At 70.0% G+C, this 17,908-nt stretch carries 17 protein-coding genes; 5 read left to right on the top strand and 12 right to left on the bottom strand.

What is annotated here, in order from left to right:
• Positions 1-3: 3 nt before the first annotated feature.
• Complete coding sequence (locus IT359_07555; protein ID MCC6928830.1) at positions 4-783, bottom strand: hypothetical protein; 780 nt, start codon at positions 781-783, stop codon at positions 4-6.
• On the opposite strand from IT359_07555, the gene IT359_07550 reads away from it, so the two are divergent.
• On the top strand, positions 760-1,011 hold the full coding sequence (locus IT359_07550) for a hypothetical protein (GenBank protein ID MCC6928829.1): 252 nt from the start codon (positions 760-762) through the stop codon (positions 1,009-1,011). The genes IT359_07555 and IT359_07550 overlap by 24 nt on opposite strands.
• Here IT359_07550 and IT359_07545 read toward each other — a convergent pair.
• From IT359_07545 to IT359_07535, 3 genes are all read right to left on the bottom strand, one after another.
• Complete coding sequence (locus IT359_07545) at positions 1,008-1,829, bottom strand: DUF3108 domain-containing protein (GenBank protein MCC6928828.1); 822 nt, start codon at positions 1,827-1,829, stop codon at positions 1,008-1,010. The two genes, IT359_07550 and IT359_07545, sit on opposite strands and share 4 nt — an antisense overlap.
• Entirely contained in the window at positions 1,829-2,701 is an 873-nt protein-coding gene (locus tag IT359_07540) for a glycosyltransferase family 2 protein (GenBank protein ID MCC6928827.1), read from the bottom strand. The genes IT359_07545 and IT359_07540 overlap by 1 nt, the downstream gene beginning before the upstream one ends.
• A 275-nt stretch (positions 2,702-2,976) precedes the next feature.
• A complete protein-coding gene (locus tag IT359_07535) occupies positions 2,977-4,041 on the bottom strand; it encodes a glycosyltransferase family 4 protein (protein MCC6928826.1) in 1,065 nt (354 codons plus the stop codon).
• Between the two features lie 199 nt (positions 4,042-4,240).
• Between IT359_07535 and IT359_07530 the strand changes: the two genes are divergently transcribed.
• Together IT359_07530 and IT359_07525 are read left to right on the top strand one after the other, a co-directional pair.
• Positions 4,241-4,813 (top strand): hypothetical protein, encoded by a 573-nt coding sequence (locus IT359_07530; GenBank protein ID MCC6928825.1) that lies wholly within the window; start codon positions 4,241-4,243, stop codon positions 4,811-4,813.
• Positions 4,814-4,866: 53 nt separating this feature from the next.
• Complete coding sequence (locus IT359_07525; protein MCC6928824.1) at positions 4,867-6,564, top strand: hypothetical protein; 1,698 nt, start codon at positions 4,867-4,869, stop codon at positions 6,562-6,564.
• Between the two features lie 86 nt (positions 6,565-6,650).
• Here IT359_07525 and IT359_07520 read toward each other — a convergent pair whose 3' ends face one another.
• The 6 genes from IT359_07520 to IT359_07495 all read right to left on the bottom strand — a co-directional run bounded on the left by IT359_07520 (position 6,651) and on the right by IT359_07495 (position 13,115).
• The gene (locus IT359_07520; GenBank protein ID MCC6928823.1) at positions 6,651-8,213 is read right to left on the bottom strand and encodes a peptide MFS transporter; all 1,563 of its coding nucleotides are present in this window, start codon (positions 8,211-8,213) and stop codon (positions 6,651-6,653) included.
• 24 nt (positions 8,214-8,237) lie between these two features.
• Positions 8,238-9,338: an ATP-binding cassette domain-containing protein gene (locus tag IT359_07515; protein ID MCC6928822.1), complete on the bottom strand. Its 1,101-nt coding sequence runs from the start codon at positions 9,336-9,338 to the stop codon at positions 8,238-8,240.
• On the bottom strand, positions 9,335-10,363 hold the full coding sequence (locus IT359_07510) for an ABC transporter ATP-binding protein (GenBank protein MCC6928821.1): 1,029 nt from the start codon (positions 10,361-10,363) through the stop codon (positions 9,335-9,337). The genes IT359_07515 and IT359_07510 overlap by 4 nt, the downstream gene beginning before the upstream one ends.
• On the bottom strand, positions 10,360-11,283 hold the full coding sequence (locus IT359_07505; protein ID MCC6928820.1) for an ABC transporter permease: 924 nt from the start codon (positions 11,281-11,283) through the stop codon (positions 10,360-10,362). Before IT359_07505 ends, IT359_07510 begins: the two co-directional genes overlap by 4 nt.
• Positions 11,276-12,247, bottom strand: a complete 972-nt coding sequence (locus IT359_07500; GenBank protein ID MCC6928819.1) for an ABC transporter permease — start codon at positions 12,245-12,247, stop codon at positions 11,276-11,278. The genes IT359_07505 and IT359_07500 overlap by 8 nt, the downstream gene beginning before the upstream one ends.
• A gap of 76 nt (positions 12,248-12,323) precedes the next feature.
• Complete coding sequence (locus tag IT359_07495) at positions 12,324-13,115, bottom strand: lipoate--protein ligase family protein (protein ID MCC6928818.1); 792 nt, start codon at positions 13,113-13,115, stop codon at positions 12,324-12,326.
• Positions 13,116-13,267: 152 nt separating this feature from the next.
• Between IT359_07495 and gcvP the strand changes: the two genes are divergently transcribed.
• Positions 13,268-16,150 carry an aminomethyl-transferring glycine dehydrogenase gene (gcvP, locus tag IT359_07490; protein ID MCC6928817.1) on the top strand — a complete coding sequence of 961 codons (2,883 nt, stop codon included), beginning with the start codon at positions 13,268-13,270 and terminating at the stop codon, positions 16,148-16,150.
• A gap of 230 nt (positions 16,151-16,380) precedes the next feature.
• Here the strand turns inward: gcvP and gcvH are convergent, their stop codons facing one another.
• Positions 16,381-16,770: a glycine cleavage system protein GcvH gene (gcvH, locus tag IT359_07485; GenBank protein ID MCC6928816.1), complete on the bottom strand. Its 390-nt coding sequence runs from the start codon at positions 16,768-16,770 to the stop codon at positions 16,381-16,383.
• An 89-nt stretch (positions 16,771-16,859) separates the two neighbouring features.
• Positions 16,860-17,480, bottom strand: coding sequence for a dephospho-CoA kinase (locus IT359_07480; GenBank protein MCC6928815.1), 621 nt, complete (start codon positions 17,478-17,480; stop codon positions 16,860-16,862).
• On the opposite strand from IT359_07480, the gene IT359_07475 reads away from it, so the two are divergent.
• A partial coding sequence (locus tag IT359_07475) for a GTP cyclohydrolase I (protein MCC6928814.1) occupies positions 17,452-17,908 on the top strand: 457 nt, incomplete at its 3' end. The genes IT359_07480 and IT359_07475 overlap by 29 nt on opposite strands.

The following is a 17,908-nucleotide window of genomic DNA, read 5'->3' as shown; positions in this document are numbered from 1 at the left end:
GCGTCAGCGCGCCGCCACGCCCGTCCCCCGTCCCCCGTCGCCCGTCCGCATTTCCTCCGCCACCGCCCATGCCAGGAGCGGTACCATGATCTCGTGATGCCCGGTGATCTCGAAGCCCTCACCGCCGGCGAGCACCGGGCGCTGGACGACGTTCATCCGCGGGCGGTAGTGGCGGTGCATGTCGAGGTCGCACGTCGTGAAGTCGGTCGGGCGCCCCGCGTGCAGGTTGCGCGCGACGGTGAGCGCCTTGAGGAAGACCTCGGGCATGATCACCGCGCTCCCCAGGTTGAGGACGACGCCGCCGTCGTGCAGCGCGGGGATGGCCGCGGCGAGCCGGCGAAAGTCGCGGTGGCTGGTGTCGCCGATGGCGGCGCCGTTGGCCGCCGGGTGCTGGTGGATGATCTCCGCGCCTAACGCGGCGTGCACCGTGGCGGTGACGCCAAGGGTGCGGGCGTTGTGGAGCACCGAGAGTTCCGGGTGCGCGAGGGAGGCCGTCGCGTGCAACGCGCGCGCGACGGCCTCACCCATCCCCCATCCCTCCCGCTGTCCCTCGACAAAGGCCTCATTCAGCGCGCGCCCGGTCTCCTCGGCCATCCCGAACGTCCCGTCGCGGAGCCCGGCGGCCACGTCCTCGGAGGTGGCACCGAAGCGCGCCATCTCGTAGTCGTGGATGGCGGCCGAACCGTTCATGGCGAGATGCGTGATGACGCCGCGCCGCATGAGGTCGACCAGGACGGGGGTGAGCCCGGTCTTCACGACGTGACCGCCGAGCATCACGATCACGGCGCGGCGCTCTCGTGCCGCATGCACGAGGGCGTGCACGACGCGCTTGAAGTCGCGAGCGACGAGGATGTCGGGGAGGGCGCCGAGGAAGGCGCGGAACGAGCGGTCATCGCCCGGCGGGCGCGAGAACTCGCTCGAATTGACCTTGTTGGGGCGGCGGGCGACCGGGACGGTGCGGACCTGCGAGAGGTCGGCTTCCGCGACCGGCGCGCTCGGGGCGTCGCCTAACGAGGCGCGCTCGCCGGGGCGGTCGGGGGCTGGAGGGGGGACGGACGGTGCGATTGGAGGTACAGGTTGAGGGAGCCGATCTTGGTGCGCGACTTCATCTGCACCATGATGCGGTTGGCGTCGTCGGAGAGCCAGATGCGCGCCTGCCCGTTCTCGGAGAAGATCCCCTTCGACTTGATGATCGGTTGGATGACGATCGTCTCGTAGCTCCCCGCGGGCACCGAGATGCGCTCGCGCCCCACGACCTTCACCACCACCGGGTTGCGGTCGGGGCGAAAGTAGCGGTGGAACTCGTACGTCTTCCCCACCTCGAGCGGGATAGTGCGGATGAAGTAGAGGAACGAGCCGTCGTCGAGCGGGTTCCCCACCGAGGGTTCCTCCGGCTTGTCGTTCTCCTGGAACATCGCGCGCTCGGGGAAGATCTCGTAGCGACGCTCGCGCTCGCGCCCCCCTTCGTCGAAGTCCTGCACGAAGCGGAGCGAACTGAAGGCGGTGCGATCGATCCAGCTCTCCAGCACGTCGTCGACGCGATAGAAGGGGATGCCGCCGCGCACGCGAAAGCGCGTGTGCCAGGCGGGACGACCGCGCAGCGTGACGGTGTCGAGCACCTCCATGCTCCCCTGTCCCACCTTGATGGCGCCGAACTTCACGTCGTAGACGAGTCGTTCACCGACAGCGAAGGGGACCGGGGCGTAGGGGGACGCGGGAGGCGCCACCGAGTCGAGCGTCCCCGACGACTGCGCCGCGACCCCGCCCGATTGGGCAAGGGCGAGGAGTGCGCCCACCGTGAGGACGCCTCGCGCCAGGGCCCACGACATCAGGTGGTCGGGGGAGTGGGAGCAGCGTGCGCGCGGGACTCACGCGCGTCGCGCGGCTCACGCGCGTCGCGCGGCTCACGCGCGTCGCGCGGCTCTCGCGCGTCGCGCAATTCGCGCCCATCGCGGGCGGCGCTGGCGCGTGCGGGGCGGCGGCGCGCGATGCGACCAAAGCGATACAGCTTCATGGCGTCGGCCAGCGGCTTCACGCGCGTGTCGCGCGGGCGCAGGTCGTAGCGCGGCTCCATCGTCACCGTCTCGACACGGCGCGCGTGCGGGAGGGTGTTGAGGAGGAGGTCGACATTCGCGGCCCATCCGTCAGCCGCAATGAGCGGCGCCTCACCGGCGGCGCGCAGGGCGTCGCGCAGCACGGAGACGCGGTACAGCCGCAACGACCCGAACGGGTCCTTCACCCCGGGGGTCTTCACCGACCAGCGCAGCGTCCACGGCGCAAAGCGCCGCAGGCGACGCACCGCCTTGGGGCCGAGCGTCGCATCGGACGATTCGCCCACCACCACATCGGCGCCACCCTCGAAACGCTTGATGAGCTCCGGGATGTGTTCCGGCTGGTCGGTGAAGTCGCCCTGCAGCGTGATGACCGCGTCGCGCCGAGCGTACCTGGTGCGCTGCGTCGCGTCACGACAGAGCGCGGTCAGCGCTCCCGCGTACCCCACCCGCTGCTCGCTGCCAAGGACGGTGAGCGGGAGAACCTTGCGATATGACTCGAGCGTCTCAGCCGTCGCGTCGGTGCTGGCATCGTTGTAGACCAGGATCTCGTACTCGCGCGAGTACTCCTGGAAGACCTTGCGGATCTTCCAGAGCAGGACGCCGATGGTCTGGGCCTCGTCGTGGGCCGGGATGCAGATGTAGAGCACGGGTGCGCGTGGTGAGAGGTCCGCCGAAAGCTAGGCGGGGGACAGCGTCGATTGTACACCGCGTCGCAGGTCGCGTTCGCGCGTCGGGGCGCTCAGCTCGGCGCTTTCATCACCGCGCGTGCCTGAGAGCGCATGCATCACGGCGCATTCACCACGGCGTGCTCGCCCGGCACGTTCACGACGAAAGCGCATGCATCCGCACAGCACCCCAACAGACGACGCACGAACAACGCAGGGGCCAGCAGGCACGTCCGCATGCGCTGGCGGCGTCGCGCTCAGTGCCCCGTGCCGGACAGCACTCGCACGTAGCTCTCCCCAGTGCCGGCAACCATGCGTTCGACGCTGAACTGGCGGGCGCGCTCAGGACCGGCCACGTGCATGGCTCGGCGCAGCGCCGTGTCCTGCAGCGCGCGCGACGCCGCCTGGGCAAAGGCTCCCACATCGCCAGGCGGGACGAGGAGCCCAGTGGTGCCGTCGACGATGAGCTCGGGGAGGCCGCCGACGGAGAAGGCTATGGGCGGGACGCCGAGCGCCATGGCATCGATCACCGCGGTGCCGAGCCCCTCGGCGCTGGAGGGGTGCCAGAGGAGGTCGAGCCCGGCCATGGCGCGATGCACCTCATCCACGAAGCCCGCGCGATAGGCCTCGATCCCGCCAAGCGACTCGGTCCCGGTTGCCTTGCCCCCCAGGAGGACGAGGCGAATGCGGGAGCGGAGTGCGGGGGCGAGTTGATCGCCGATCCCGGCAAGGAGGCGCACCCCCTTTTCCGCGGTCATCGCGCCGACCACGCCGCAGAGGATGGTGTCGGGGGCCCATCCGCGCTCGACGCGCCAATCGCGCGGTGCCTCGATGCGCGGTGTGGGGACGCCCGAATAGACCACGTCGATGTGGTCCACGGGGACGCCGCCGCGCACCAGTGCGTCGCGCACGGCGTGCGAGATGGCGATGAAACGGGCGACGCGCGGGCCGTACTTGAGGCGCCCCCGGGGCGTGAAGGCGACGCGTCGCGTGACGACGAGCGGGATGTCGCGCTTGCCGATGAGCGCCCCGAGCGCGAGGGCGTGGGCGCGCGCGTCGTGCGCATGCACGATGTGGGGGCGCCATGTCGCGACGAGGGCATGCAGCCGGCGAGCGGCGACGAGATCCCAGTCGGCGCGCATGCGCAGCGCGCTGGCGGCGAGCCCCGCACTACGCAGGCGATGCAGCAACGGGGCGTCGGCCGCGGCGACGACCAGCGGCTCGTGTCCCTGGTCGCGCTGGCCGCGCGTCAGCAGCAGGACCTGTCGCTGGCCACCGCGCCATTCGCGCCCGCTGTCGACGTGGAGTATTCGGAGTGGCATGCCTCCGAAAGGTGGCGATGGGACGGGCGGGAAGGCAACGCGCCGCCCCGGTCCTTGGCCCCGCCGACAGCGGAGTGGAGGGCGCCTGCGGGGGCGGAACGGGTCGCGGAACTTCGGGTCATGCCGTGCGCGGTTGCCCTTGCCGGGCGCGACGGGATAACGTTCCGGCAACCGCCGTACTCTCCACCCCCGAGGCGTCGTGTTCGAGGACATTCGGCAGGCATTCCATGATTTGTTGAACGGCAACGTGGCGCCGGAGGACCGGCGCGACCTGCTGGGGAGCATGCGCGACTCGCTGGTGCGGGCCCGCATGGCGGTGGACGACCTGCGGCAGGGCGCGGAGGCGACGCGAAAGCGCCTCACGGTAGAACAGCGCGAGCTGGAGACGGCGGTCCGTCGCAAGGCGCTGGCCGAGGGGATCAACGACGCGGAGACGGTCGCGCTCGCGGCCAAGTACGAAGCGCTGCACATGGAGCGCGTCGCGCTGCTGCAGAAGAAGCTCGAGGCGGAGGAAGGCGAGCTGGTGCTGGTGGAGCGCGAGGTGGAGGAGATGAAGGCGCAGTTCAAGGCGGCGAATGCGGGTGTGGGATCGGGGTTGCGCGCGGGGGGGGCGGGAACGGCGCCGCCGAGCGATGCGGAACTCGGGCTCGACGATCGCGGGGCGGGGTTGGCGCAGGAACTGGGAGCGCTCGACCGCGAGCGTCGCCGGGCGAACAATGCCGCCGATGCAGAGGCGCGCCTGGCCGAGCTCAAGAAGCGCATGGGGCTCTAGCGCTGGCGACCATCCGCGCGTTGGTCTCGCCGGCGGCCTGCTGCACGGCCGCGATGGTCGCGACGACGCTCTGCACGGGAGCGTTGGTCGCGCAGGGCCCGGGGCGCACGCAGGTGCGCTGCGACGGACAGACGATCACCGACGTCGTCATCGTGGCGCAGGCCCCCGGCTTTGGCGGGCTGTTTGCGCGCTCGCCCTTCCTCGGGCACATGGTCACCGCGTTGCACGTGACGACCGCCCCGAGCGTCATCCGCAATTTTGTCCTCCTCAAGCAGGGGGAGCGGTGCAGCCCGCTGCTGCGCTCGGAAAGCGAGCGCATCCTGCGTGCGATGCCGTTCATTGCCGATGCGAGTGTCACCGCGTACCAGGACGGGATGGACCGCGTGCGGGTGGAGGTGGTCACGGTCGACGAGCCCTCGCTGCTGGGGTCGATCGGGCTCGAGAACGATGCGCCGTATGTCACGGGGCTCACCCTCGGCAACCAGAACCTGCTGGGGAACGCCGTGCATGCCGCGGCGTCGTGGCGCGACGGCTTCTACTATCGCGACCGCTTTGCGGGGCGCTACCACAACTACCAGCTGTGGGGGAATCCCTACCAGTTGCAGCTGTCGGCTGCGCGGCGCGAGCTGGGGAGCGACTGGCAGGCCGAGGTCAGCTATCCCTTCCTCACCGACGTGCAACGCTCGGCGTGGCGCGTGAGCGGTGGCGAGGTCGACGAGTACGCGCGCTTCCTTCGCCCCCAGGGGATGGCGAGCTCGCTGCAGGTGCAACGCCGCTTTGCCGACGCCGGCGCCATGCTGCGCATCGGGAGCACCGGGCTGCTGGGCCTCGTTGGGGCGCAACTGTCGTACGAGTCGTCGGATCCGGCGCACGCGCCGGTGCTGGTCACCGACTCGGGGGTCAGGGCCGACACCACGTCGTCACTCTTCGGGCGCTATCGCACGGCGCGCAGCGCGCGCATCAACACACTGCTCGGACTTCGCCGCGTGCGCTTCGTGCGCGTGACCGGCTTCGATGCGCTGAGCGGGCCGCAGGACCTTCGCGTGGGGACGCAGCTCGGCCTCACCATCGGCCATTCGCTCCCCGCCTCACGCGGCATTGCGCGCAATGAGAAGTACGTCGGCGCCAACATCTACTTCGGCGTCGGTGGGCAGCGTTCGTATGCGGCGGTGCAGGGCGACGTGGAGGGGCGGCGCTCGCGCGACACGAACGGGTGGGACGACGTCCTCACCAGCGGGCGCGTGGCGTGGTACCTCAAACCGCATCCGCGTCACCTCGTGTCGGCGGACATGACGTGGGGCGGGGGATGGAGCGCGCGCATCCCGTACCAGCTCGACCTGGGGGCGCGCCGCGGCGGGCTGCGCGGCTACGACGACGTCGAGCTGGGCGGCGCCCGTCGCATCGTCGGGCGGCTGGAGGAGCGCTGGCGCATCGGGAGCTTTCGCGGCACCGCCGACGCTGGCGTCGGGATCTTCACCGACGCGGGACGCGTGTGGGCGGGCGACGTCCCGTTAGGCCTCAACAGCGGCTTCCGTCAGTCGGCTGGCTTCTCGCTCATGGCCGCCGTCCCGCCACGGTCGCAACGGATGTGGCGCCTCGACGTCGCCTTCCCGCTCGACCGGCGCGATGGCTCACGCTGGGGGATGCGCCTGTCGAGCGAGGATCGGACGCGTGCCTTTCACACCACGACCGGCGACGTGCGACGCATTCGCGAGCGCGTGTTGCCGCAGTCGATCTTCAACTGGCCATAGAGGGGCGGAAGACGAGAGGACGAGAGGACGAGAAGACGAGTGCGCCCTCTCGTCTTCTCGTCTTCTCGTCTTCTCGTCCTAACAGCCTAGGCGTCGCTCTTCCGGGCGAGCATCTTCCGGATGGGGACGATGAGTGCGGCCATCACGAGAGAGGCGATGAGGAGCGAGAGGGCGGTGCGCTGGAAGAGCACGGGCATCTGCTGGAGCTTTTCGGGGTCGACTTCGCCGCCGACGAGCCCCGCGATCAGGTTCCCCATGGCCGTCGCGAGGAACCAGAGCCCCATCATCTGACCCACGAACTTGCGCGGGGCGAGCTTGGTCATCGACGAGAGACCAACCGGCGAAAGCGAGAGTTCCCCAAAGGTCTGGAACAGGTAGCTCACCGTGAGCCACCACATCGACACCTTCACGGCGCCGTTGGAGTCGATCACGACGTCCGACGCCTTGACCATCACGAGGAAGCCGAGGGCGGTGATGGCGAGCGACACCGCGAACTTGGCGATGGGCGAGATCTCCATCCCGCGCTTGGCGAGCCAGACCCAGAGCGCGCCGAAGACCGGGGCGAGGGAGATCACGAACAGCGAGTTGGTGGCCTGCATCCAGAGCGTCGGCACTTCCCAACCGAAGAAGTTGCGGTCGGTGAAGTCGCGCGCGAAGAGGTTGAGCGAGGTGGGCGCCTGCTCGAACGCGGCCCAGAAGACAACCGACGCGAGGCAGAGGACGAGGATGACGGCCATCCGCTTCTTCTCGTCGCCGGTGAGCCCGGCGAGGAGGAAGAGATAGGCGAAGTAGCCGAGCCCCATGGTCGCCATGACGATGCTCATCTTCTCGGCGACGGCCACGGGGTCGATGTGGATCACCCCCGCCATGGTGAGGAGGACGATCGCGAAGACGGCGGCGAGGAGCCCGATGGCCCAGCGCTTCACGCGCTGCTGTTCCGCCGGGCCCCCCGACGGGAGGACGCCTAACGGGCCAAGGGTGCTGGCGATGCGAGCGCGATAGGTGATGACGCCGGCGAGCATCCCGATACCGGCGGCGCCAAAGCCGAGGTGCCAGCCCACGCGTTCGCCCAGGTAACCGGTGATGAGCGGGGCGATGAAGGCGCCGGTGTTGATCCCCATGTAGAAGATCGAGAAGCCGGCGTCGCGCCGCGCACCGCCCTCGGGATAGAGGTCGCCAACGAGCGCCGAGATGTTGGGCTTGAGGAGCCCCGTCCCGACGACGATGAGGACGAGCCCGAGGAAGAAGGCGCTCTGCGCGAAGACCGCCGAGAGGGCGATGCTGAGGTGTCCCGCCGCGATGAAGAGCCCGCCGTACCAAATCGAGCGTTGCAGCCCGAGCCATCGGTCGGCCACCCATCCGCCGGGGAGCGACGCGAGATAGACGCTGGCGGCGTAGATCCCGACGATCGACGAGGCCTGAGCGCGCTCGAAGCCGAAACCGCCGTCGACGAGGGCGGCGGTCATGAAGAGGACGAGCAGCGGGCGGATCCCGTAGTACGAGAAGCGCTCCCACATCTCGGTGGCGAAGAGCGTGGCGAGCCCGCGCGGATGCCCGAAGAAGCTCGTGTCGCTCGTGTACGGGCGTCGGGCGGCCTCGTCGGCGGCGTTAGGTGCGGACGAGGCGGGAGACGCGGGGGCGGTGGCCATGGGAGGGCGTGTGAGGAAGGGCGGTCAGGAGTCGAATCGCGTGCCGATGGCGGCAAGGGGGAGATAGCGCTGCGGGGGCTGCGTGCCGCCGGCCTGCAGTTGCGCACTCCACTCCACCGCGGTGGGTAGCTGCTTGATGCACGCCGCCACGTGCTCAGTCCCCTTCGCTTCGAGCGGGGGGACGAGGCGCTCGCAGGCCGCGTCGCGCGCCGGGTGATGGCAGCGCGGATGAAAGACGCACCCCGACGGAGGGGCCGCGGGGGAGGGGACGTCGCCGGTGAGGACGATGCGCTGGCGGGCGCGTGTCGGGTCGGGGACAGGGACCGCGGAGAGCAGCGCCTGCGTGTACGGCATGACCGGTACGCGATACAGCGTGTCGGCCGACGCCAACTCCACGATGCGCCCCAGGTACATCACGGCGACGCGCGTGGCCATGTGTTCCACCACCGACAGGTCGTGCGCAATGAAGACGTAGGTGAGCCCGCGATCGCGCTGCAGGTCCTGCAGCAGGTTGATGACTTGCGCCTGCACCGACACGTCGAGCGCGGAGACCGGCTCGTCGCAGACGATGAGCTTGGGTTGCACGGCGAGGGCACGTGCGATGCCCACGCGTTGCCGCTGCCCGCCGGAGAACTCGTGCGGATAGCGCGTGGCGTACTCGGCGCGGAGCCCCACCTCTTCCAGCAGTTGGCGCACGCGCTTGTCGGCCTCGGCGCCCTCGGCCAGGCGGTGCACCGTGATCCCTTCGCGGATGGTTGCGCCGATGGTGAGGCGCGGGTTGAGCGAGGAGAAGGGATCCTGGAAGATGATCTGGATGTGGCGGCGCATCGCGCGCAGCGCCGCGCCCTTGAGCGCGAGCAGGTCGGTTCCGTCAAAGCGCACCGACCCGCTGGTGGGGTCGACCAGGCGGAGGATGGTGCGCCCCAACGTCGTCTTGCCGCAACCCGACTCGCCCACGATGCCTAACGTCTCACCGGGGAAGACATCGAACGAGACGCCGTCCACCGCGCGCACCACGCCGCCGGAACCCCCGAACAGGCCAGTCTTCTGCGCGAAGTGCGTGCGCAGGTCGCGCACCTCGAGGAGCGGGGAAGCGCCCGCCCCGTTGGTCGCGGCGGCGCTCACAACGGCCTCGCGGGCGGGAACGGCGCGTGCGCGGCTGCAAGCAACCGCTCCGACACGAGATGACAGCGGGCCGCGTGCCCCTCACCTGCGGGGAGCATCGCCGGCGCCTCGCGCTCGCACTTGTCCCACGCGTGCGCGCAGCGATCGCGGAAGCGACAGCCCGAGGGCCAGGCCGTGGGTGGCGGGACGCTACCGGGAATCGTCACCAGGCGATCGCGCTGCATCCCCACGCGCGGCATCGCCTGCATGAGTCCACGCGTGTACGGGTGCGCCGGGTTGGCAAAGAGCGTTCGCACCGGCGCTTCCTCCACGACCTGTCCGCCGTACATCACCACCACGCGCTGCGCCGACTCGGCCACCACGCCCAGGTCGTGCGTGATGAGGAGGATCGCCGTCCCGAACTCCTGCTGCACCCTGGCCAGCAGCTCGAGGATCTGCGCCTGGATGGTGACGTCGAGCGCGGTCGTCGGCTCGTCGGCAATGAGGAGCGCCGGGTTCATGACCAACGCCATCGCGATGAGGACGCGTTGCCGCATCCCGCCCGACATCTGGTGCGGGTAGTTGCCGGCGCGTTCGCGCGGCGACGGAATCCCAACGAGCGACAGCATCTCGACGGCGCGCTCCCACGATGCCTTGCGCGAGGCGCCCGCGTGGACGCGCGCGACCTCCGCGATCTGGTCGCCGACGGTGAAGACGGGGTTGAGCGCCGTCATCGGCTCCTGGAAGACCATCGCGATGCGGTTGCCGCGCACCTGACGGATCGCCTCGGCGTCGAGCGTGAGCAGGTCGCGCCCCTCGAACCAGATGTGGCTTCCGGCCTCGATGCGTCCCGGTGCCTGGATGAGCCGCAACAGCGAGAGCGCGGTGACCGACTTGCCGCACCCCGACTCGCCAACTACGCTGACCGTCTCCCCCTTGTCGATGGCGAACGAGACTCCATCCACCGCCCGGGCAATGCCGGCGGGTGTATGGAAGAAGGTGCGCAGGTTCTCCACGCGGAGGAGCGGGGTGCTGGCCTGGGTCATCGCGCGGGAAGCTGGCGCGGGTTGAGCGCAGCGCGCAAGCGGTCTGCAACGGTATTCACCGCCAGCGCCGTCAGGACGAGCGCCAGCCCGGGGAACAGGGTCAACCACCACGTCGTGGCGATGGTCGATCTCCCGTCGCTGATGATGTTGCCCCACGTGGGCGTGGGGGCGCGGACGCCGTAGCCCAGGTAGGAGAGCCCGGCCTCGAGCACGACCACCTGCCCTACGGCGATGGTGGCGGCCACCAGCACGGGTCCCAGGGTGTGCGGGAGGATGTGCCTAACGAATACGCGCCCAGGCGCGGCCCCCAGCGCCTGCACGGCGACCACGAAATCGCGATGGCGGAGCGCCGCCGCCTCGGCTCTCGCCAGGCGCGCCACCGCGAACCACCCCGTCGCGCCGAGGACGAGGACGAGCGCCGGCGGCTCGATCTCCCCCCAGAGCGAGAGGATCGTCATCACGAAGAGGATGCGCGGTATCGCCAGCATCGCGTCCACGAAGCGCATCATTGCTCCGTCGATGCGACCGCCCACGAATCCCGCGATGCCGCCGTACAGCAGCCCGACGACCGATGCCAGGAGCGCGGAGAGCGCCGCGACCGCCAGCGAGATGCGCGCCCCGTACAGCATGCGCGAAAAGACGTCGCGGCTCGTCTCGTCGGTGCCGAACCAGTGTGCGGCCGACGGGGGGACAGAGCGCAGGGCGATGGCGTCGAGGACGCGCGCGGGATCGTAGGGGACGATCCACGGCGCCAGGAGCGCAGCGGCCGCCAGGGCGCCGAGGAAGCAGAGCGCCGCGCGCGCGGAGCGGTCGCCCCACAGCAGCTGCAACGCGCGGCGGAACGGCGTCGACCAGTCCGACGCGCCGGTGTCCGGCGTGGCGGGAATCGCGATCGTCGCGACGACCGGGGTATCAGCCACGGCGCAGCCGCGGATCGACCGCCGCCGAGAGGAGATCGGCGAGGATGGCGCCGAGGACCACGAAGAGGCTCCCGACCAGCGTGGCACCAAGGACGACCGGATAGTCGCGCGCGCCGAGCGCCTCGACGATCACGCGTCCCATCCCCGGCCAGGAGAAGATGTTCTCGACGAAGACCGACCCGCCCACCAGCGCTGGGAGGGCGAGCCCCATCAGCGTGATGGTGGGGAGGAGGGCGTTGCGCAACGCGTGGCGCAGGACGATCGAGCGCTCGCGCACTCCCTTGGCGCGCGCCGTCCGCACGAAGTCGTCGGGGAGGATGTCGACCATCGCCTGGCGCTGGTAGCGCGCAACGACAGCGGCGAAGATGAGCGCGATGGATGCGGCGGGGAGGGCGAGGTGCGCGGCGATGTCGCGCAGCTTTCCCGCCGGCGACAGGTACTCGTGCAGCGTCGCGTCCACCATCCCCGAGATGGGGAGCCATCGCAACCGCCAGCCAAACAGGAAGAGGAGGGCGAGCGCGAGCCAGAACTCGGGGAGTGCAGAGAACGCGACGCTGACGCGCCCGGCGACGCGGTCCAGGCGCGAACCGGCGCGAGCGGCCTGCACGGCGCCGGTCACCACGCCTAACGCGAAGGCGGCGATGAGCGCCACCGTCATGAGGAGGAGCGTGCGCGGAATTGCCTCGCCGAGGATGGTCCGGACCGGGCGACGCTGCGTGATCGAGCGACCGAGGTCGGCGCGCACGACCTGCGCGACGAAACGGGCGTACTGCGTGGCGATGGGCTGGTCGAGCCCGTATTGCCGCCGCAACTCGGCGCGCATTTCCGGCGTGACGCGCGAGTCTTCCATGGTGGCGGCGAACGGCTCACCCGGCGCGGCGTGGATGAGCGCAAAGGTCACCGTCGCGACCACGAAGAGGATCGCGACGCCTTGCAGCAGCCGGCGGCAGAGGAAGGTGACCATGCGCGCCCTAGTCTACGACCTCGCTGCCTGACGAGCGAGCACCATTCGGACGCCGTGCCAGGGTAGACCGGTGCACTCAGCGACGCCAGGTCCAGACATCGCTCGCGTAGCGCGCGCGCGCCGCGAGCAAGTCGGCTGCGGCAACCGGCGCCACGTCTGTTTGCCGCGCCTCGGGTCCCCACGCCGCTCGCACGGCGCCGAACAGCGCGGCTGCAAACTCCTCGGGGGTGGGGGCGCGTCCCAGCGCTTCCCGCAACGTGGCGGCGGGGCTGGTGGCGGGGACGGGGAGCGCGGCCAACTCGGTCACCAGCGGTTGGTCGTCGTCGACGAGGATGGAGCCGTGCTGGAGCATCGCGCCTTGCTCGCGATACTGCGCACTCCCGACGAGCTTGCGCCCCCCGACGGTCAGTTCGCCCGCCGCCGGCATCTCGAAGCAGGGGGCACTCCCCGGCGGTGGGAGCCGCGACGCGCCGTGCGCGACCTGCGCCTGCACGCCGAGCGTGCGCAGCGCTTCCAGCAGGACCGCGTTGATGGCGCGGTACGAGCGGGTGAGCGAGTCGTGCGCCGGCGCGGGGGCGGTGACCGAGTAGGTGATTTCGCGGTGGTGCAGGAGGGCGCGCCCGCCGGTGGCGCGCCGCACCACCGCGATTCCGCGGGCACTCGCCCGCACCGCGGGAAAGGCATCGATCGCGCGCTGGTTTCGCCCGAGCGATAGAGTCGGCGAGGCCCAGCTATAGACGCGCACGGTGCCGTGGCCGGTGGTGCGGGCGTGCGCCATCAGCGCTTCATCCAGCGCCATGTTCTCCACGCCTTCCAGCGGCGGCGAGAGGAGGAGCGTCCAGCGCGAGCCTTCGGGGAGGGCGATCATGGCGACGAATCTACAGGCTATTCGCCCTCGTCCGCATGGCGACTAGCTTTCCCGCGCGCACGCCCGACGTTCCCATCGCACGGCGACGCGACCGCCACTGTGCGGTGCGCCGCAACGCAGCGCGGGCCCCTGACCTCGCCCCTGGGGTGTTCATGACCACGACCAGCAAGCCGACGTTTTCCTTCGACGCGGACTCCTTCATTCGGCGCCACATCGGGCCCTCGGCACACGATATCGACGCGATGCTCGACGCCGTGGGCTACGACTCGCTCGACGCCTTCATCGACGCCACCGTTCCCGAGCAGATTCGTCTTCGCCGCTCGCTCGACATCGGGCCCGCGCGCACCGAACACGATGTGCTGGCCGAACTGCGCGGCATGGCGCAGCAGAATCGCGTCTATCGCTCGTACCTCGGGCTCGGCTACCACGACACGCTGGTCCCGCCGGTGATCCTGCGCAACATCCTGGAGAATCCGGGATGGTACACCGCCTACACGCCGTACCAGGCGGAGATCGCGCAGGGGCGGCTCGAGGCGTTGCTGAACTACCAGACCATGGTCATCGACCTCACCGGCCTCCCCATCTCCAACGCTTCGCTGCTGGATGAGGGGACGGCGGCGGCGGAGGCGGTGGCGCTGGCGCACGCGGCCAAGAACTCGGGCGCCAAGACGGCCGTCTTCGTGGACGAGGGGTGCCACCCGCAGACCATCGACATCGTGCGCACGCGCGCCAAGGTGCGCGACTGGCAGGTGGTGACGGGCGACGCCCGCACGGCGCAGTTTGGCCCGGAGGTCTTTGCCGTTTTGGTGCAGTACCCGACGACGACGGGTTCGGTGGAGGACTACCGCGCCGTTGCCGATCGTGCCCATGCGGCCGATGCGCTCCTCATCGCGGCGAGCGACCTGCTCGCGCTGACGCTGCTCACGCCGCCCGGCGAGTGGGGCGCCGACGTCTGCGTGGGCAACTCGCAGCGCCTTGGCGTGCCGATGGGCTTCGGCGGGCCACACGCCGCCTTCTTCAGCACGCGCGACGACTTCAAGCGCCTCATGCCCGGGCGCATCATCGGCGTCTCGCGCGACGCCCAGGGGAAGCCGGCGCTGCGCATGGCGCTCGGCACGCGCGAGCAGCACATCCGTCGCGAGAAGGCCACGAGCAACATCTGCACGGCGCAGGTGCTGCTGGCCGTCATTGCCGGGATGTACGCGGTGTGGCACGGCCCCGATGGGCTGACCCGCATTGCCCGTCGCGTGCATCGCCACGCCGCGACGCTGGCGTTAGGCGCGGAGCGGCTGGGGCACACGCTGGCCCATGAGCGCTTCTTCGACACCGTCACCGTGCAGCTGTCGGGGATGACCGCCGACGCCGTCGTGGCGGCGGCAGTCGAACGCGGGATCAACGTGCGGAAGGAGGGCGCGTCGTCGATCACCATCGCCCTCGACGAGACGGTGGGGGCCGCCGACGTGCAGGAACTCCTCGCCGTCCTGGCGGGTGGGCGCGTCCCGCCGACGGTCGATGCGCTCGACGCCGAGGTGGACCCGCGCTACGACGAGCGCTTCGCGCGGACCTCGCCGTTTCTCACGCATCCCATCTTCTCGCGCTACCACGCCGAGCACGAGATGCTGCGCTACATCCGAAAGCTGGAGTCGCGCGACCTCTCGCTGTGCCACTCCATGATCGCGCTGGGCTCGTGCACCATGAAGCTGAACGCGACCGCGGAGATGCTCCCGATCACGTGGAGCGAGTTCGGGCGCCTGCACCCGTTCGCGCCGGCCAACCAGCGCACCGGCTACGACGCGCTCTTCTCCACGCTCGAGGCCGACCTGGCGGAGATCACCGGCTTCGCGGCGGTGTCGTTGCAGCCGAACGCCGGGTCGCAGGGCGAATATGCCGGGTTGCTCACCATCCGCTCGTATCACGAGTCGCGCGGTGACGCGCATCGCGACGTGTGCCTCATCCCGCAGTCGGCGCATGGGACCAACCCGGCCAGCGCGGCCATGGCGGGGATGCGCGTCGTGGTGGTGAAGAGCACGCCCAACGGCGACATCGACCTCGACGACCTGCGCGCCAAGGCGCAGGAACACGCGGCGAAGCTGGCGGCGCTCATGGTCACCTATCCGTCGACGCACGGCGTCTTCGAGGCGGGGATCAAGACCGTGTGCGAGATCGTGCATGCGCACGGCGGTCAGGTCTACATGGACGGCGCCAACATGAACGCGATGGTCGGCGTGGCGCGCCCCGGCGACATCGGCGCCGACGTCTGCCACCTCAACCTGCACAAGACGTTTTGCATCCCGCACGGTGGCGGTGGCCCGGGGATGGGTCCCATCGGCGTGGCCGCGCACCTCGCGCCGCACCTTCCGGGGCACCCGGTGGTTCCGCAGGCGGGGCGCACCTCGTTAGGCGCGGTCTCGGCGGCGCCGTGGGGCTCGGCGTCCATCCTCCCCATCTCCTGGGTCTACATCAAGATGATGGGCGGCGAGGGGCTCGCGCTCTCGACCAAGATCGCGATCCTCAGCGCCAACTACATGGCACACCGCCTCGAGGAGGCGTACCCGGTGCTCTACAAGGGGCAGAACGGGCGCGTGGCGCACGAGTGCATCATCGACACCCGCGTGGTGAAGGGGGCAAGCGGGATCGAGGTCGAGGACATTGCCAAGCGGCTGATGGACTACGGCTTCCATGCGCCCACGATGTCGTTCCCCGTGGCCGGGACGATGATGATCGAGCCCACGGAGTCGGAGTCGAAGAGCGAGCTTGATCGCTTCTGCGACGCGATGATCGCGATTCGCGAGGAGATCGCCGAGGTCGAGAAGGGGATCCTCGATCGCGCCGACAATCCGCTCAAGCACGCGCCGCACACGCAGGACGTGGTGATCAGCGATGCGTGGAACCGCGGCTACTCGCGCGAGCGGGCGGCCTTCCCGGCGCCATGGACGCGCGAGCGCAAGTTCTGGCCGGCGGTAAGCCGTGTGGACAACGCGTACGGCGATCGACATATCGTGTGCGCGTGCCCACCGATGGAGGACTACGTCTGAGGACGAGAAGACGAGAAGCCTGCCCCAGCGAAGGCTGGGGACGAGAAGACGAGAGGACGAGAGGCCTGCCCCAGCGACGGCTGGGGACGATAGGCCTGCCCCGGCGAAGGCTGGGGAGTAGAATCGACTTGCGACGTTAGGCGGCGCGCGAGGCGCACAAAGGGAAGGGCGGCGAACCCTCGCGGGTCGCCGCCCTTCGCTCGTCTGCTCCTTCTACCACGCGGTTCGCGCTACTCCCCGATGTGCTTGGCGTAGGCGGCGGCGTCGAGGAGCGACTTGGCCTGCGACGGATCGGAGAGCTTGATCTTGATCATCCAGCCGTCGCCGTACGGATCGCGATTGATGGCGCCCGGGTCGCCGTCGAGGGCGCTGTTCACCTCGGTCACCTCGCCCGACACCGGCGAGAAGAGTTCGGAGACCGCCTTGACCGCCTCGATGGTGCCAAAGGTGTCGTGGGCGCCGTAGCTCGAGCCCACGCGCGGGAGTTCGACGAAGACGATGTCGCCGAGCTGGTCCTGCGCGTAGTGGGTGATGCCAACGGCGTAGACGTTGGCGTCGCCGGTCGCCTTGAGGTACTCGTGATCCGACGTATAGAGGAGATCGCTCGGGATATTTGACACGTGAGCCCGGAGGGTGCAGGTGGGGAAGGGGTGCGCGCGAAGTCTACCGGGCGCCGAAAGTCGTTGTCAAGAAAAGTACGCGACCGCGTTCACGCCGACTTCGCCGCCGCGCGCGCGACCAGTGCGTGCCAGCACGTCTCCACCTGTGCGCGCAGCGCGTCGAGCGACCCACCGTTGTCGATCACGATGTCGGCGTGCGCGCGCTTCGCCTCCTCTGGCCACTGCGCGGCCATGATGCGCTCGGCCTCGTCGCGCGCGAGTCCGCGTCGATCGAGCAGTCGCGCGAGGCGCACGTGGTGTGGCGCCATGACGAGGATGATCGCGTCGAAAGTCCCGTCCTGGTAACGCCCGGTCTCGAAGAGGAGCGGAATGTCGCACACGACCACGTCCGCGCCGGCCGCCTGCGCCTCCGCCACGCGCTCACGCCGCAGCGCCTCGACGCGCGGATGAACGATTGCATTCAGCGCTGTGCGTTCCGCCTCGTCGGCAAAGACGATCCGTCGCAGCGAGGCGCGGTCCAGCGCGCCGTCGGCGGTGAGCGTGGTGTCCCCCCATCGCTCGACGATCGCCGCCAGGCCCGGCGTCCCGGGCGCGACGACATCCCGCGCCAGGCGATCGGCGTCGACGAGCCAGGCGCCGAGTCGAACGAGTTCGGCGGCGACGGTCGACTTTCCACTGGCAATGTTCCCCGTGAGGGCGGCGACGAGCATCGAAGGGAGGACGGGTGACGTGAAACCGGAGGGCGTTGCGAGTCGCGGTGTACCAGACTGTCCGACGGCGCCGCACCGGCGCATCTTCTCCCAATCTCCCATCACGCGCAACGGGCGTCCTGCGGGGGCAACCACGTTGAACGACATCGACTCATCGCTCGCCATCGGTGCCGCGCCGTTCCCCGATCCCGCAGACGACGGAGAGGGGCCGGGGATCGCCGGCTATGCGCCGCTGGTGCGGCGCCAGCTCGAGCTGCTGGGGGAGGATCCGGCGCGCGCGGGGCTGCAGCGCACGCCGCAGCGGGTGGCGCGGGCAATGGCGTTCCTCACGCACGGCTACGGGCTGCAGGTGGCGGACGTGGTGGGCGCGGGGGTCTTCGCCGAGGCGCACGAGCACATGGTGATGGTGCGCGACATCGAGCTGTACT

It is taken from the genome of Gemmatimonadaceae bacterium, from assembly GCA_020852815.1.
Taxonomy (GTDB): Bacteria; Gemmatimonadota; Gemmatimonadetes; order Gemmatimonadales; family Gemmatimonadaceae; genus SCN-70-22.
The sequence above is the reverse complement of the archived record's forward strand: the minus strand, read 5'-3'. Positions and strand labels throughout refer to the sequence as shown.